This is a genomic window from Pseudomonas sp. PDM27, assembly GCF_019219205.1.
Taxonomy (GTDB): domain Bacteria; phylum Pseudomonadota; class Gammaproteobacteria; order Pseudomonadales; family Pseudomonadaceae; genus Aquipseudomonas; species Aquipseudomonas laurylsulfatiphila.
Genome location: NZ_JAHUWF010000016.1, coordinates 133,146 through 149,288, shown reverse-complemented (window position 1 = coordinate 149,288; position 16,143 = coordinate 133,146). Strand labels below are relative to the sequence as shown.

Below are 16,143 nucleotides of genomic sequence, written 5' to 3'. Positions count from 1 at the left end.
GGGAGCGAGCCTGCTCGCGAAGGCATCACCTCGGTTGTGTGTGGTGCGGCGAATGACGCCATCGCGAGCAGGCTCGCTCCCACCAGGGGCATGCAAGGCAGACACAGATCTGTATAGAGGAATAGTGCTATGGACAGGACCATCAAAATCATTGGCAGTGCGCTGATCGTCGGCATGGCGCTGATCGGGATCGGCGTGTGGCGAACGGCGCCTGCGAACATGCTCAGCGAGGTCGCCTTGCCCGACACCTGGAGCGACCGGACGCTGGAGCGTGACGGGATTTCGGTGGTCCTTGATGTCAAGCCACTGGCCGAGGACGGCGTATTGCGTGAGGGCGGCTTCGCCGACGTGCAATTTCGCGTGACGGACAAAGCCTCGGGCCAACCCTTGTCCGGCGTCGCGCCGGGCGCCTGGCTCGACCCGCAAGCGGTCGCCGCCGACCAGGCCCAGGGCCGCGACAGGAGCTGCAAGTCGCGGGTCGGTACCTTCCTCAAATCGAACATCGGCGCACGCCCCTTGCTCGATCTCAACAGCTATTTCCTGCTGGTGATGAACCGTGACGCCAGCGTCTCGGTGATCGATCCGTCGGTGTCTGTCGGCGGCATCACCAGCACCCTGGCGCGGATTGAACTGAAACAGCCGCCGATGGACTGGGTGACGCCCAAAGACAACAGACGGGTGTTTGTCTCGATGCCCGCCGCCGGCGAGGTGGCGGTGATCGACAGTCAAGAGTTCAAGCTGATCGACTCGGTGGTTGCCGGCAGCAATCCGGTGCGCGTGGCGCTGCAACCGGACGAACGCTTGCTGTGGGTCGGCAATAACGCCAAGGCCGACGGGCAATCCGGGGTCACGGTGATTGACGCTGCCAGCCTCAAACCCCTCAAGCACCTGGCCACCGGGGCCGGGCACCACGAAATCGCTTTCAGTAAGGACAGCCGTTTTGCCTTTGTCACCAACCGCGACGACGGCACGCTGAGCATCGTCGACATCGCCAGCCTGAGCATCAGCAAACAACTCAAGACCGGTTCGCACCCGTTGTCGGTGATGTATTCGCCGTTGTCCGGTGCCGCCTATGTGGCCGATGGCAAGGATGGCACGGTGACCGTCGTCGACGGCAACAGCCAGTCGGTGCGCCGGGTGATCAGGCTCAAGCAGGGCCTGGGCCCGATGGGCTTCAGCGCCGACGGTCGTTTTGGCATCGTGCTCAACACCCTGGAGAACCAGGCCGCGGTGATCGACACCGCCAACGACGCGTTGATCCATGAACTGAACGTCTCCGCCGAGCCCTGGCAAGTGGTGTTCACCAAGGCCTATGCCTACGTGCGCGGGCTGGCTACGCCGAAGGTCACGATGATCAACCTGGCCTCCCTCGGCGAGGGCCGCACGCCGATCACCCAGGGGTTCGAGGCCGGACCCCAGGCACCGCGAATGGCCGGTGACCTGCCACTGGCGTCAAGCCTGGCGGTATCGCGGGACGACAACGCGGTGTTCGTGGTCAACCCGGTGGACAACACCACCTACTTCTACGCCGAAGGCATGAACGCGCCGATGTCCGGCTACCCCAATCGCGGGCAAGTGGCGCGGGCAGCACTGGTCATTGACCGCAGCCTGCGGGAAATCGCGCCGGGGCTGTACAGCTCGCGGGTCAAGCTCCCGGCGGCGGGGCGTTTCGACGTGGCTTTCCTGCTCAACCAACCGAACATCATCCACTGCTTCAGCACCCTGGTGGAGGAGGACAAGCGGCTCGACCCGCACCGTGGCGTGCCGAAAGTGGAGTTCATGCTCGACAAGTCCACCGCTGACCTGGGCAGCCCGTACCTGGTGCGCTTTCGCATCGTCGAGGGCAAGCAGAAGGCGCAGCGCAGCGGGGTCCGGGATGTCCAGGTGCGCTACTTCCGCGCCCCGACATCGCGACCACAGGAGGTTGCCGCTCTGGAAGTCGCCGACGGTGTCTATGAAGCCCCGGTGACCCTCGACCAGGACGGTGCCTGGTACCTGCACGTGCGTGCGGCGTCCCTGGGTTCGAGTTTCGATGACAAGACCTTTGCCAGCGTCCGGGTCATACCCGGCGATACCCACTAAGAGGAAACTGACATGAACCGATTCGCACATCGCGGCTTGCTGACGTTCTGCCTGTTGGCCATCGGTATCGGCCAGGCGCTGGCTCATTCGACGGACGAGCACGCCGGGCACGAAATGACCGCCAGGAAGGCCGGCCAGGAGACCGCCCGGATCAAAATTGCCGACGTGACCTTGCTGGACCAGAACGGCAAGGTCGTCAGCCTGGAAAAAGACCTGGTGAGCAACAAGATCGTGGTCATGGGTTTCATCTACACCAGCTGCACCACGGTCTGCCCGGTGGTGTCCTCGATCATGGGCAAGGTGCAGAAACAGCTGGGTGCGCGGGTCGGCAGCGAGGTGCAACTGGTGTCGATCAGCATCGACCCGCAGCGTGACGATCCCCAACGCCTGAACGACTACGCCCGCACTTTCCAGCAGGGGCCGGGCTGGAGCTGGCTGACCGGTTCGCCGCAGTCGGTCGATGCCACCCTCAAGGGCCTGGGCGCCTACAGCGGTGACTTCAAGAACCACTCGCCGCTGATTCTGGTGGGCGACGGCAACAACCGCTTCTGGACCCGCTATTACGGTTTCACCGACCCGACGGAACTGGCCCGGGCCGTCGAGAAACTCAGTGGTGAACGCAACACCCACGTCAAGCACACTGCCATTGCCATGGAGCAACAGCCATGAGAGCCATCGACTGGTTTGCCCTGGGCATCTGCTACTGCATTTTCAGTTCAGTGGCGTTTGCCCACGAAGGGCATGAGCAGCCCGCGCCTGCGGTGGCCGCCGCGCAACCGTCCAGCGGCACCCATGACGCGAAGACCTGGTTCACCGACACGCCGTTGCAGGACCAGAACGGCAACACGCTGCGTTTCTATAGCGACACACTGAAAGACCGTGTGGTGCTGCTCAATGTGATTTTCACCAGTTGCAACGATGCGTGCCCGTTGATTACCCGCAAGCTCAAGGAAGTGCGTGAAGTGCTCGGCGACAAGGCCGACGGCATCACCTTTATCTCCCTTACCAGTGATCCGCTGCGGGACACCCCGGCGGTACTCAAGGCTTACACCTTGAAACAGGGCGTCGATGGGCCCCACTGGTTTTTTCTTACCGGCGACAAGGCGCAAATGGACCTTGTATTGGGTCGCATCGGTCAGATCGTGCCGACCCCCGAGCAGCACTCCACCCAGTTGATCGTCGGTGACGTGGCCAACAAACGCTGGAGCAAAATCCGTCCCGATGCCCCGGCGGCCGCCATTGCCCAGCGCCTGCAGCTGCTGGCAATGCCCGTGGCCGGACGCTAGCCATGGCCATCAATACTGCCCTCGTCCTTGGCCTGCTGCTCTTCGGCGGCCTTACGCTCAGCGTCCAGGCGCTGCCGCTGAGCCCCAGCGAAAGTGCCGGCAAGCGCCTGTACCGCGAAGGTGTATCGGCCAGCGGCGAGCCGATCATGGCCCGGGTCGGCGCATCGAACATGGTGCTGCCGGCCACCAGCCTGCCGTGCGCCAACTGTCATGGCGAAGACGGCCTCGGGCGCCCGGAAGGCGGGGTGCGCCCCCCGGACCTGAGTTGGTCGCGGCTGGCCAGCAGCCATGGCCAGCAGCACATCAACGGCCGCAGTTACCCGGGCTACAGCGACAGCACCCTGGCGCGGGCGGTGCAGGAGGGGCGCGACCCCGGCAACAACCGGCTCGATCCGTCGATGCCACGGTTCGTGTTGTCGATGAACGATCAACGCAACCTGACGGCATACCTCAAGCGCCTGGCCGAAGACCGCGATCCGGGCCTGACCCCCGACAGTCTGCACCTGGGCACGTTGCTGCCGGGCACCGGGCCATTGAGCGAGGAGAGCGGCACGGTGGCGGCGGTGCTCAAGGGCTGCGTGACGCGTATCAACGAGGCGGGGGGGATTCACGGCCGGCAGTTGCGCCTGACCATCCTCGACCCCGGTACCGATCACGCCAGTGCCGAAAAGGCGCTGGACCGGCTGATCGATGAATTGCAGGTGTTCGCCCTGATCGCCCCGCTGGCGCCGGCCTTGGACGTGGACCTCGCCATGCGCCTGGAACGGGCCGGCATTCCCCTGATCGGGCCGCTGTCCTTGCAGGGCACGCCCCACGCCAGCCCGCAGATATTCGAACCACTGCCGGGGCTTCGTGAGCAATTGATCGCCCTGGCCGATTACGCCAGTGCCAGCCTGCGGGTGCTTCAGGGGCCGACGCTGATCGCCTATCCGGACGAATCCGGCCAACGGCTGGCGGCGCAGGAACTCAGCCAGTACTTGCAGGGGCACGCCTGGCAAAAGGTGCGCCTGCAAGCCTACGACCCGAGCGGGGATGATTTGCCCCTGGGCTCGCGCTCGGTGTTTTACCTGGGCACCAGCAGCGGCTTCAGCCGGCTGGCCGAGCGCCTGCAAACGGCGGGGCAGGTGCCTTACCTGTTCGCTACCTCGAACCAGGTGGCGGGCAATCTGACGCAGGTGCCCAGCGGATTTTCCCGGCGGGTGTTCCTGGCCTATCCGTTCGTGCCCAGCGACTGGACCCAGGCCGGGCGCCTGGCCCTGACCCAGTTGCGCGAACACCAGGGCCTCGGTGGCCAGCACGCGATACTGCAAGTGGGCGCGTTCAGTTCGATGATGCTGCTCAGCGAAGGCATGAAGCAGGCCGGGCGGGATGCCAGCCGCGAAAAGCTGGTCAGCGCCCTGGAAGGCCTGCATGACTTCGATACCGGGCTGACACCCCTGATGAGCTTTGGTCCTGGCCGACGCCTGGGCTTGAGTGGTGCCCATATCGTCACGGTGGATCTGCCGGACCAGCGATTCTATCTGGTCGCCCCCTATAAACCTGTCGCTGCCACGCCCTGACCGGAGGCCGATCATGAAACTCAACGCTTTGCTGGTCCTGCTGACGCTATGGGTGCCCGTGGCGTGGTGCAGCAATGGTCCGGCCGCGGCGCGGGTCAATGGCGAGGAAATTTCCCAACTGCGCCTGGAGCGCTACTTCGCCGAATACCTGGAAGATCAGGGCCGGGCGGTAGGCAACATCCGCAATCCGAAAGCCTACAAGCAACTGCGCAAGGCCGCGCTGGATGCCTTGATCGACCGCGAATTGCTGTGGCAGGAAGCCGTCAAGCGCGGCGTGGTGATCAGTGATGCCGTGGTCAAGGACCAGATCGATCAGACCCGTCAGGCCATGGGCGGAGCCGAGGTGTTTGCCAGGCGTCTTGAAGAGGCCGGTTTCGACGAGGCCGGTTACACCGAATACACCCGCCGTGAACTGGCGGCCCGGCAAGTGTTCGATGACCTCATCCAGGCCGCCGGGCCGGACGAAAAACAGGTCCGGGCGTACTACGAAGAACACCGTGACGAGCTGAACCGGCCCGAAGAAGTGCGGGCCCGGCATATCCTGGTCAAGGTAGCGCCCGGTGCGGATGCTTCCACTGTCGAGGCCGCGCGACTACGCTTGATGGCGATAAGGGCGTCCATCGTTGCCGGGGCCGATTTCGCCAGCGTTGCCCGCACCGGGTCCGAAGACGCGTCGGCCAGCGAAGGGGGCGACCTGGGCTACTTCCCCCGCGGGCGGATGCTGCCGGAGTTCGAGGCTGCCGCGTTTGCCCTGGTACGGGGGGCCCTCAGCGAACCCGTGCGCACGTCGGTGGGCTGGCATCTGATTTATTCAGAGAACCACAGGGAGGCGATCCATGTCCCAGAGGAACAAGGACTTGAGATGGTCAGGGCTTACCTTGCCCGGCAGCAACAGGTTCAGGCGCGCTTGCAGGCATTGGCACAATTGCGTTCGCGTAATCGGATCGAGCGGATTGATGATGACTAGGGTGTTCCCCAACAATGGGGGAAAAACGTCAATGCCCATCCGATCGCTTTCCCCGTTTTTGGGGGATGGGATTGCTGGACGAAAAGGCATTGTTTTTAAATTCAAGGACATGAAGGTCTAAATTTACCGGCGCTCAGTCTGGCATGAAGTGTGCGTTAGTCCTCTCAGGGCACGCGCTCCGCCAGGTTCAAAACCCGGACCTGCGGTTTCAAGGAGTCGACCTTGTTAAATAAAGTACTGGTTGTTGATGACGAACAGCTGCTGGCGGAAAACCTCCAGGGTTACCTGCAGGCGCAAGCGCTGGAAGTCCGGATTGCTCACGACGGTGCACATGGAATCGCCGAAGCTGACGATTTCGCACCCGATGTGATGGTGTTCGATTACCGCTTGCCCGATATGGAAGGCTTTCAGGTGCTCGATGCCGTCCGCCAGAACAGGAAGTGCCATTTTGTGCTGATCACAGGGCATCCAACCGCGGAAGTTTGCGAGCGGGCCCGGCTACTGGGAGTCAGCCATATCCTGTTCAAGCCCTTTCCGTTGGCGGAATTGGCCCGTGCAGTGCTTGATCTTCTGGGCAGGCGACGCGAGCCCAGGCCGGGTGTGAGCACCTCCGAAGGATTCGTCGAACGACGCCAGAGCAGGACCGAGAGTTTCCCGCTGCAGTTGTACGACGGTAGTTGGGTGCTTGCAGATCGCCGAAAAAATACATCGGCCTCCAAGGCGCCAGACGACGAACAATTGCTCACCGGGGAGTAGTGGCGCGACAAGACGTTCCGGCCTGTGCCGAAATGGCTCGCCGCGCCGACAGGGCTCAAAGCCCCGGGCGTTGGAGAGCATGCCATGGACCGTCTATCCCTTGCCGTAGAACCGGCGCAAGTGGAAGGTGTACCGACTCGTTTCACCAGTGAACAACTGGCCCAGGCCCGCGCCCTGGCCACCAGTTCCGGCGAGCGGATGCTGGACACCCTCGGGGAGTTGAGTGAACTGGCTCCCATGCCTTTCATCCAGTGCCTGGGTGTAACCCTGCACTACCCGGTGCTCGACACCGACAGCCTGTTCAGTGCCACCCCGGTGTTCGATCGGGTGACCCTGGCCCAATGCCTCAAGCGTGAATTCATCCTGCTGCGTCACGACGACGCGGTCATCGGCGTGTTCGCCGACCCCTTCGACAGCGCACGCCTGGCCTGGATCGATGAATGCCTGCACGGCGCGCCGCTGTACCTGGTGCATGCCGACGACCTGAAGGCCTACCTGGCGCGTCACGAAGAAAGTTTCCATGCGGTGGAATCGCTCAACGCCCAGGCCGAGGGCGGAGCCGAAGTCGACACCCTGCAAAGCCTGTCCCTGACCAGCATCAGCGAAGACGCCAGCGTGGTGGTCAAGCTGGTCAACTCGACGCTGTACGACGCGCTGAAAATGCACGCCAGCGACATCCACCTCGGCACCACTGGCAGCGGCCTGGTGATCAAGTACCGGATCGACGGTGTGCTCAACAACATCAGCAAGATCCAGGGCAGCGAGTTCGCCGAGCAAGTGATTTCCCGGGTCAAGGTCATGGCTGAACTGGACATCGGCGAAAAGCGCGTGCCCCAGGACGGTCGTTTCAAGATCGGCATCAGCGGCCGGCAGATCGACTTCCGGGTGTCGATCATGCCGAGCATCTTCGGCGAAGACGCGGTGCTGCGGGTGCTCGACAAACAGGACCTCGCCGACAAAGTCTGTGGCGTGCAACTGCAGGCCCTGGGCTTTGAAGAAGATACCCTGCGCCAGTTGCGCCGGTTGGCCGCCGAACCCTACGGCATGGTGTTGGTGACCGGGCCTACCGGTAGCGGCAAGACCACCACCCTGTACGCGATGATCACCGAGATCAACCACGGCGTGGACAAGATCATCACCATTGAAGACCCGGTGGAATATCAACTGCCGGGCGTACTGCAAATCCCCGTCAACGAGAAAAAGGGCCTGACCTTCGCCCGGGGCCTGCGCTCGATCCTGCGTCATGACCCGGACAAGATCATGGTCGGTGAAATCCGCGACCCGGACACCGCACAGATCGCCGTGCAATCGGCGCTCACCGGTCACCTGGTGTTCACCACCATCCACGCCAACAACGTGTTCGACGTGATCGGCCGGTTCACCCAGATGGAAATCGATCCCTACAGCCTGGTCTCGGCACTCAATGCCGTCCTGGCCCAGCGTTTGATCCGTCTGGTCTGCACCAGTTGCAGCACCCCTTACAGCCCGACGGAAGAAGAGCTGGAGGTCTCGGGGCTCGATCCGCAAAAGGTCGCTCACTACACGTTCGTCCACGGCAAGGGTTGCGGGCATTGCCGGGGCACCGGGTATCGCGGGCGCAGTGCGATTGCCGAGCTGCTGCACCTGGATGACGAACTGCGGCAAATGATCGTCGAGCGCCAGCCCATTTCGAAAATCAAGGCCCATGCCTGCAAACGTGGCTTGCGCCTGTTGCGCGAGTCGGCGCTGGAGATGGTCGAACAAGGCCGGACCACTCTCGAGGAGATCAATCGTGTCACTTTTATCTCGTGAGCAATTTGTCGCCGTGCTCGGCGCCAGCGGTGTAGGCCTGGGGCATCGGCAAGGCAGTGCAACCCACTGGCTGGGCAGCGTCGGCTACATCGACGAAGGTTTCCAGGCCTGGGCGGTGGCCCTCGACACCCTCGACCGTTTGCTGGCCGAGCACGCCGTTGCCAGGGCGGAACTGACGGTGGTGATCTCCGGACACTTCAGCCGCTATTGCCTGGTGCCCTGGAGCGATCAGATCAGCAGCCCGGCCGAATTGCTCGGCTTCGCCCAACTGTGTTTCGAAGACCTCTACGGTGCACCGACGCAACCCTGGAGCCTGGTGCTGTCGGCCGAGCCTGCCGGCTATGACCGTATCGCTACCGCGCTGCCCCAGGACTTGCTCGACCGCCTGCGCGCCCTGGTCAGCGCGCGTGGCTTGCGCCTGCGTTCAGTGCAGCCGTACCTGATGGCGGCGTTCAACCATTTCGATAAAAGCCTTGATGCCGAGGACTTCCTGTTCGTGGTCGCCGAACCGGTACGCAGCGTGTTGCTGCTGGCCAGGGAAGGGCGCTGGACGTCGGTGCGTTCGGTGGGCAGCAGCGACAGTGATGCGGCCCTGACGGCGCTCATCGGCCGTGAGAACCAGTTGCAGGCATCCACCAGCGAACGGCCGTTGACGGTCTACCTGCATGCGCCGGCGCGCATCGACTCGCACCCTGATGTGCCCGGTGTGCATCTGCGCACCCTCGAAGAAGACCGGACAGCCGTACGCGATTGCCTGTACGTCATGTCTCGGGCGGTGGCCTGACATGCGCCCCCTGATGCTCGACTTTCAGCCGCGCCGCCGTGCAGGCCCCCTGGGCTGGAGCCTGCTGGCCGGTGGTGTGGTGCTGACACTGAGTTGCGCTCTGGTGCAGCAGCACCTGAGCAACGAGGCCGAACAACAGCAGGGCCACCTGCAAACCACCCAGCGGGTGCTCACCGGCGACAACGGCAGCAAGCCCGGCCTGACCCCGGCGGAAACTCGCGAGCAGGCGCAGAACCTGGCCGAAATGCGCAAGGTCTCCCAGCAGTTGCGCCGCCCTTGGGAGCGTCTGTTCGCCACGCTGGAAGCCATGCCGCGGGACAACATTGCCCTGCTGACCCTGACCCCGGACGCCCGCAAAGGCCAGGTCCGGATCAGCGCCGAGGCGATGGACCTGGACGCCATGCTCGATTTCCACCGCCGCCTCGAAGCCAGCGACGAGCTGTCCGACGTGTCGCTGCTGAGCCACGAAATTGTCGCCAACGTGCCGGAACACCCGGTGCAGTTCAACCTGTCGGCTACCTGGGAGATCGGCGATGCAAATCCATAAATTGATTGTCCACGAATACCTGCAAGGCCTGGGCGTTCCGGGGCTGGCAGGGTTGGCCATGCTGGTGCTGGCGCTGAGCTATGGCCTGGTCGGATTGCTGCCGGACTGGCAGTCGCTGCAAAGCCTCAGCCAGCAGACCCGCGAAGCCACCGAGTACCTGGCCAAGGTCGAAGACGGCACGGTGGCCGCACCGGTGGTGCCGCAGCGCCAGCTCGACGACTTCCGCAGCAAGTTGCCGTCCCAGCCCCAGGCCACCGTGGCCATCGACAAGATCTACGCCCTGGCCGCCCAGGAGCGCATCACCTTGTCCCGGGGTGAGTACTCCCTGGGCGTGGACCCCAAGACGCACCTGGCCCGTTATCAGATTCTGCTGCCGGTACGTGGCAGCTATCCGCAACTGCGGCGTTTCCTGCACGCCTTGCTCGGCCAGTTGCCGGCGGTGGTGCTGGAGGATGTGGAGCTGCAGCGCAAGAAGATCGCCGATACCGACCTGACCGGGCGGATCCGCATGACCCTTTACCTGTCGAGGTCATGATGAATACCAAACGAGTGGTGGGGTGGGTGGCGTTCTTCGGTGTAGCGGCCGCGCTCGCCTGGTTCCCCGAATACTTCAAGCAGGCTGACGACAGCGACCCGGCGCTGGCCGCCGTGGCCACGTCAGCCAAAGGCAGGGCTCCGGGCGCAGCGGCGGCTGCATCGAGCGCCACGGCGGTCGTGCCGATCAAGGACCTGAGCCCGGCAGGCGACCTGTTCGCCGCCCGCAGCTGGAAACCGGCGCCGGTCCTCGGCACCGTTATTGAACAACCGGTAGTCGTGACCCCAGAGGTGCAGGTCCCCACTGCACCGCCGTTGCCCTTCCAGTTTGTCGGCAGGCTGGATGACCGTTCCGATCTGCAGGTGTTCTTGCAGAGCGGCGAAAAAATATACGTCGTACGCAAAGGGGATGTCATCGACGAAACCTGGCGGATCGAGCGCATTTCCAAAGAGGAGCTGAGCCTGGTCTACCTGCCTCTGCATTTAGCTCAGACTCTGTCTGTGGGGAGTACGGAATGAACAAATCCCGTTTGCTGATGAGTCTTTGTCTCTGCGCAGGGCTGGCTGCATGCAGTTCGGCGCAGGTCGCCAAGGAAGAAGCTTCCGCCCTCATGGAATCCGGCCAGTACGAAGCCGGCCTGGCTCGCATCGAACAGGGGTTGCGCGAGAACCCTCGCGATACCGATCTGCACATAGCACTCAACAGCGGTCGGGCCCGCGCCGTGACGGCACTGCTGACCCAGGCCGACATGGACCGCGCCCAGCGTAATTTCGCCGGGGCCCGCATGGGCTACAGCCGGGTCCTGGGCATCGAGCCGAACAACCGTCGTGCCCAGGACTCCCTGCGTCAACTCGACTACCTGCGCAGCATGGACGAGAAACTCGAAATGGCCCGTGGCGACCTGCGTCGCGGTGACATCTACGGTGCCGACCGCCAGGTCAAGCAGATTCTCGAACTGGACCCGCAGAACGAGGGTGCCCGGGAACTGCAGGACAGCATCCGCCTGGTGCAGAGCCGCAACGTGGTGCAGTACCCGCAGTTGCGTACACGCCTGGACCGGCCGGTGACCCTGGAGTTTCGCGACGCCAACCTGAAGACCATTTTCGAAGTGCTGTCCCAGGTCGCCGGCCTGAACTTCATCTTCGACAAGGACCTGCGCCCGGACATGAAAGCCACGATCTTCGTACGTGACGTGCGCATCGAAGACGCCGTGGAATTGCTGCTGCAACAGAACCAGTTGCACCAGAAAGTGGTGAATGAAAACACCTTGCTGATTTACCCGGACTCGCCGCAGAAGCTCAAGGATTACCAGGAGCTGGTGATGCGCACCTTCTACCTGACCAGCATCGATGCCAACACCGCGCTGAACATGATCAAGACCATGCTCAAGACCCGCGACGTGTTCGTCGATGAACGCCTCAATACCCTGACCATGCGCGACACCGGCGACGCCATCCGCATGGCGGAAAAACTCCTGCAATCGCAGGACCAGTCCAACCCCGAAGTGGTGCTGGAAGTGGAAGTGATGGAAGTGGCCCGTCAGCGCATTCTCGACCTCGGCCTGCAATGGCCCAACACCTTTGGTGTGATCAACAGCGACGGCTCGCCAGTGTCCATCCTTGACCAGCTCAAAGGCATCGACTCCAGCCGCATCTCCATCAGCCCGGCGCCCCAGGCGAAGATCAACGCCCAGGACAAGGACATCAACACCCTGGCCAGCCCGGTGATCCGGGTGAGCAACCGCGAACAGGCGCGCATCCACATCGGTCAGCGCGTGCCGATCATCAGCGCCACCTCGGTGCCTTCGACCCAGGGCCCGGTGATCACCGAAAGCGTGACTTACCTCGACGTGGGTCTGAAGCTTGAAGTGCAGCCCATCGTGCACCTGAACAACGAAGTGGCGATCAAGATCGCGCTGGAAGTCAGTAACGCCACGCCGCTGACGCCGACCGCCCAGGGCACCATTCCCGTCCAGGTCGATACCCGCAACGCCCAGACCACCTTGCGTCTGCATGATGGCGAAACCCAGATCCTCGCCGGCCTGGTGCGCAACGACCATGGCAGCAGCGGAAACAAGATCCCTGGCCTTGGCGACATTCCTGGCCTGGGCCGCCTGTTCGGCAGTAACAAGGACGATGTCAGCAAGTCCGAACTGGTGCTGTCGATCACCCCGCGGATCGTGCGCAACCTGCCGTACCAGAGCCCGTCGGACATGGAATTCCCGACCGGCACCGAAACCAGCATGCACATCCAGGCCCCTGACCGTTCGATGAACACGACGGTTCAGACCGGCCCAATGAGCGCACCGATCGCCACCACCGTTACCGTCGGAAAGCCTTGATCATGAACGCCTCGCAACGCGGTTTTACCCTGATCGAAGTCGTGGTGACGCTGGCCCTGGTCGGCCTGTTGGCCGGCATGGCCGCACCGCTGACCGAGACGGTGGTGCGCCGGGGCAAAGAGCAGGAACTGCGGACCGCGCTGTACCAGATCCGCGATGGCATCGACGCCTACAAGCGTGCCTTCGACGCCGGTTATATCGAGAAGTCGCTCGACAGCAACGGCTACCCGCCGAACCTGAAAGTGCTGGTCGACGGTGTACGTGACGTGCGCAGCGCCAAGGGGGCCAAGTTCTATTTCCTGCGGCGCATCCCCCGTGATCCGCTGGCCACCGTCAAGCGTGACGACGAGGGCGGCTGGGGCCTGCGTGCCTATGACAGTTCGGCTGAGAACCCGCGGGCGGGCCAGGACGTCTTTGACGTTTACTCCAAGGCCCGGGGCAAGGGTCTCAACGGCATCGCCTATCGTGAGTGGTGAGCATATGCGTCGGCAAAAGGGTTTTACCCTGTTGGAACTGATGGTGGTCATGGCAATCATCGCGACCCTGATGACGATCGCCATGCCACGCTATTTCACCAGCCTGGAAGCCTCGAAAGAGACCACCCTGCGCCAGAGCCTGTCGTCCATGCGCGAGGCGCTGGACCACTACTACGGCGACACCGGGCGTTATCCCGACTCCATCGAACAGCTGGTCGAACTGCGCTACCTGCGTAACCAGCCGCTGGACCCGATTGCCGAGCGCAAGGATACCTGGGTCATGGTCCCGCCACCGGAAGGCGTGGCGGGCGGGGTGGCCGATATCAAGAGTGGCGCCTCCGGGAGGGCTCGTGATGGCAGCCTTTACTCCGAATGGTAAGCCTTCGGGCCAGGACGGCTTCACCTACCTGGGTGTGCTGTTTCTGATTGTCGTGATGGGCATGGGCCTGGCCAGTGCCGGCGAGTTGTGGGCCACCGCTTCACGCCGGGACCGGGAAAACCAGTTGCTCTGGGTCGGTACGCAGTATGCCCAGGCGCTGCGCAGCTATTACCGCAGTTCGCCCGGCGTCGCCATGTACCCGAAAGAACTCGCGGACCTGTTGCAGGACGAGCGCTTCCCGTCGGCCATGCACCATATCCGCCAGTTGTACCCGGAGCCGATGACGGGGGGCGAATGGGAGCTGATACGCGGTGTCGACGGACGGATCAGCGGTGTGTACTGCCCCTCCACGGAGAAACCGCTCAAGCAGGTGAACTTTCCCAGCCAGTGGTCGGACTTCAACGGCATGGCCAGCTACAAGGACTGGCAGTTCGTGGCCGAGAAAGCCTTCCTCGATGACACCAGCGGGCAGCCCAAAGCACAGTCCACCGCACCTGAGGCATTGCAGCCTTGATCCGGCACTGGCTCGCGGCACTGGTCCTGTCGCTGGGGGCGAGCTTCGCCTCGGCGCAAGACGACGAGATGCTGGGGTTCATCATCGACGACACGATTTCGCACATCGGCCATGACTTTTATTACTCGTTCAGTGAGCGCCTGCGTGCCACCAGCCCGATGGACTTCAACCTGGTGGTACGCGAAAGACCTTCGGCGCGCTGGGGCAGCCTGGTGACCGTGGAGTTTCAGCAACGACTGGTTTATCGGCGCTTCCTGCCGCCGAACACAGTGGAGTTGAAAGACGAGGCCTATGAGGCTGCCGACCAGGTTCGCATGGAGATCGTGCGGCGCAAGCTGGAAGCCTTGTTGCAGGACACCACCGACCTTGAGAGGGACGAACTATGAAGGAAACAACTTTCGGCAAGCGTACGGGACTGTGGTTGCTCGGCCTCTGGTTTGCCGGGGCGGGAAGTGCTGGCCTGGTCCATGCCACAGAGCTGGTCTACACCCCCATCAACCCGGCGTTCGGCGGCAACCCGTTGAACGGCACCTGGCTGCTCAACAACGCCCAGGCGCAGAACGACTACGACGATCCCGATCTGAACAACCGTACCGCTGTGGCCGGCACTTCGGCCCTGGAACGGTTTACCAGTCAGTTGCAATCGCGGTTGCTGGGGCAACTGCTGGACAACATCTCCACGGGCAACACCGGGAGCCTGTCGACTGACGCCTTTATCGTCAACGTCATCGACGACTCGGGGGCATTGACGATCAACGTGACCGACCGGGCAACCGGTGAAGTGTCGGAAATCCAGGTAAACGGCATCACCACCACCCCTTGATGGGGATATGGGCCGATGGGGAGTTACGGATATGAAAAGAATAATGGTGCTAGGGATGCTGTTGGCGGTGCTTTCCGGCTGTGGTCTGCGTGAACCGATGTCCGCTGAACAGGACACGGAAACGCCGACCCTGACCCCCAGGGCCTCGACCTATTACGACTTGTTGAACTTGCCGCGCCCCAAGGGCAAGTTGATGGCCGTGGTGTACGGCTTTCGCGACCAGACCGGGCAATACAAGCCAACCCCGGCCAGCTCGTTTTCCACCAGCGTGACCCAGGGCGCGGCGAGCATGCTGATGGACGCCTTGCAGGCCAGTGGCTGGTTCGTGGTACTGGAGCGTGAAGGGCTGCAAAACCTGTTGACCGAACGCAAGATCATCCGCGCCTCGCAAAAGAAACCCAATACACCGGTGAACATCCTGGGTGAGCTGCCGCCGCTGCAGGCGGCAAACATGATGCTCGAAGGCGGGATCATCGCCTACGACACCAACGTGCGCAGTGGCGGGGAAGGGGCTCGCTACCTGGGCATCGACATTTCCCGTGAGTACCGCGTGGATCAGGTCACGGTGAACCTGCGGGCGGTGGACGTGCGCAGCGGGCAGGTGCTGGCCAACGTGATGACCAGCAAGACCATTTATTCGGTCGGTCGCAGTGCCGGGGTGTTCAAGTTCATCGAGTTCAAGAAGCTGCTTGAGGCCGAGGTCGGCTATACCACCAACGAGCCGGCGCAGTTGTGTGTGTTGTCGGCGATCGAGTCGGCGGTGGGGCATTTGCTGGCCCAGGGGATCGAGCGGCGGTTGTGGCAGGTGGCCGGGGACAATTCCCAGCCTGCGCAGAATGAGACGCTGGAGCGGTATCTGACGCAGAACAAGTAGGAGCTGCCGAAGGCTGCGATCTTTTGACCTTGGCGGCCTTTGAGCCGACCAGGTTCTTGGGTGATTGAGTACATATCCGTTTTTTAGGTAACGGCGGCTTATGGTTTCGCCCTTACGGCGAGTCACTTTTAACAAGCGCCTTAAAAGTAACCAAAAGCGCTCGCCCCTTACGTACGGCCCCTCGCTGAGGCTCGGGGTTCCTTCGCTCCGGCATTCATCCGGGGGCATTGCCCTCCGGTCGGCTTCGCTTCGACCTACATGCAATGAGTTCGACTGCGTCGAACGGCGCTGCGCGCCCATCCCCGGATGAACACCTCCGCTCAGCCTGCCGAGGGGGCGGGTGGATCAAGAGCTGCAGGCGAGCTAACGCTCGGCCTGTTGAGTGGTGGGGTTGTACGCATTCCCCCCTGTAGGAGCTGCCGAAGGCTG

Annotated in this window: 18 protein-coding genes; all 18 read left to right on the top strand. The window is 62.9% G+C overall.

The features are described from left to right. Positions 1 to 129 precede the first annotated feature (129 nt). The 18 genes from KW838_RS26650 to KW838_RS26565 all read left to right on the top strand — a co-directional run bounded on the left by KW838_RS26650 (position 130) and on the right by KW838_RS26565 (position 15,714). Positions 130 to 2,082 (top strand): YncE family protein, encoded by a 1,953-nt coding sequence (locus KW838_RS26650; RefSeq protein WP_218504053.1) that lies wholly within the window; start codon positions 130 to 132, stop codon positions 2,080 to 2,082. Positions 2,083 to 2,094: 12 nt separating this feature from the next. Beyond that, on the top strand, positions 2,095 to 2,751 hold the full coding sequence (locus KW838_RS26645) for an SCO family protein (RefSeq protein ID WP_218504052.1): 657 nt from the start codon (positions 2,095 to 2,097) through the stop codon (positions 2,749 to 2,751). Then, entirely contained in the window at positions 2,748 to 3,368 is a 621-nt protein-coding gene (locus KW838_RS26640) for an SCO family protein (protein WP_218504051.1), read from the top strand. Before KW838_RS26645 ends, KW838_RS26640 begins: the two co-directional genes overlap by 4 nt. Before the next feature lie 8 nt (positions 3,369 to 3,376). After that, a complete protein-coding gene (locus KW838_RS26635; protein ID WP_218504078.1) occupies positions 3,377 to 4,927 on the top strand; it encodes an ABC transporter substrate-binding protein in 1,551 nt (516 codons plus the stop codon). 13 nt (positions 4,928 to 4,940) lie between these two features. Then, the gene (locus KW838_RS26630; RefSeq protein ID WP_218504050.1) at positions 4,941 to 5,894 is read left to right on the top strand and encodes a peptidylprolyl isomerase; all 954 of its coding nucleotides are present in this window, start codon (positions 4,941 to 4,943) and stop codon (positions 5,892 to 5,894) included. A gap of 222 nt (positions 5,895 to 6,116) precedes the next feature. Continuing rightward, a complete protein-coding gene (locus KW838_RS26625) occupies positions 6,117 to 6,650 on the top strand; it encodes a response regulator (protein ID WP_102702448.1) in 534 nt (177 codons plus the stop codon). Between the two features lie 84 nt (positions 6,651 to 6,734). Continuing rightward, a complete protein-coding gene (locus KW838_RS26620) occupies positions 6,735 to 8,441 on the top strand; it encodes a GspE/PulE family protein (RefSeq protein ID WP_218504049.1) in 1,707 nt (568 codons plus the stop codon). Beyond that, positions 8,422 to 9,225: a hypothetical protein gene (locus KW838_RS26615; RefSeq protein ID WP_218504048.1), complete on the top strand. Its 804-nt coding sequence runs from the start codon at positions 8,422 to 8,424 to the stop codon at positions 9,223 to 9,225. Before KW838_RS26620 ends, KW838_RS26615 begins: the two co-directional genes overlap by 20 nt. Before the next feature lies 1 nt (position 9,226). Further along, positions 9,227 to 9,772 (top strand): PilN domain-containing protein, encoded by a 546-nt coding sequence (locus KW838_RS26610; RefSeq protein WP_102702445.1) that lies wholly within the window; start codon positions 9,227 to 9,229, stop codon positions 9,770 to 9,772. Then, positions 9,759 to 10,307 carry a GspMb/PilO family protein gene (locus tag KW838_RS26605; RefSeq protein WP_102702444.1) on the top strand — a complete coding sequence of 183 codons (549 nt, stop codon included), beginning with the start codon at positions 9,759 to 9,761 and terminating at the stop codon, positions 10,305 to 10,307. The genes KW838_RS26610 and KW838_RS26605 overlap by 14 nt, the downstream gene beginning before the upstream one ends. Continuing rightward, a complete protein-coding gene (locus KW838_RS26600; protein ID WP_218504047.1) occupies positions 10,307 to 10,825 on the top strand; it encodes a hypothetical protein in 519 nt (172 codons plus the stop codon). Before KW838_RS26605 ends, KW838_RS26600 begins: the two co-directional genes overlap by 1 nt. Beyond that, positions 10,822 to 12,648, top strand: a complete 1,827-nt coding sequence (locus KW838_RS26595) for a secretin N-terminal domain-containing protein (RefSeq protein WP_102702442.1) — start codon at positions 10,822 to 10,824, stop codon at positions 12,646 to 12,648. Before KW838_RS26600 ends, KW838_RS26595 begins: the two co-directional genes overlap by 4 nt. A 2-nt stretch (positions 12,649 to 12,650) precedes the next feature. Beyond that, positions 12,651 to 13,124: a type II secretion system protein gene (locus tag KW838_RS26590; RefSeq protein ID WP_102702441.1), complete on the top strand. Its 474-nt coding sequence runs from the start codon at positions 12,651 to 12,653 to the stop codon at positions 13,122 to 13,124. Positions 13,125 to 13,128: 4 nt separating this feature from the next. After that, entirely contained in the window at positions 13,129 to 13,503 is a 375-nt protein-coding gene (locus KW838_RS26585; RefSeq protein ID WP_102702440.1) for a type II secretion system protein, read from the top strand. Further along, on the top strand, positions 13,478 to 14,017 hold the full coding sequence (locus KW838_RS26580) for a type II secretion system protein (protein WP_102702439.1): 540 nt from the start codon (positions 13,478 to 13,480) through the stop codon (positions 14,015 to 14,017). Before KW838_RS26585 ends, KW838_RS26580 begins: the two co-directional genes overlap by 26 nt. Further along, positions 14,017 to 14,403 (top strand): curli production assembly/transport protein CsgE, encoded by a 387-nt coding sequence (gene csgE, locus KW838_RS26575; RefSeq protein ID WP_371317892.1) that lies wholly within the window; start codon positions 14,017 to 14,019, stop codon positions 14,401 to 14,403. The genes KW838_RS26580 and csgE overlap by 1 nt, the downstream gene beginning before the upstream one ends. Then, positions 14,400 to 14,840 carry a curli assembly protein CsgF gene (locus tag KW838_RS26570; RefSeq protein WP_218504046.1) on the top strand — a complete coding sequence of 147 codons (441 nt, stop codon included), beginning with the start codon at positions 14,400 to 14,402 and terminating at the stop codon, positions 14,838 to 14,840. Before csgE ends, KW838_RS26570 begins: the two co-directional genes overlap by 4 nt. A 31-nt stretch (positions 14,841 to 14,871) precedes the next feature. Beyond that, positions 14,872 to 15,714 (top strand): CsgG/HfaB family protein, encoded by an 843-nt coding sequence (locus KW838_RS26565; RefSeq protein ID WP_102702436.1) that lies wholly within the window; start codon positions 14,872 to 14,874, stop codon positions 15,712 to 15,714. The last annotated feature ends 429 nt before the right edge of the window (positions 15,715 to 16,143 follow it).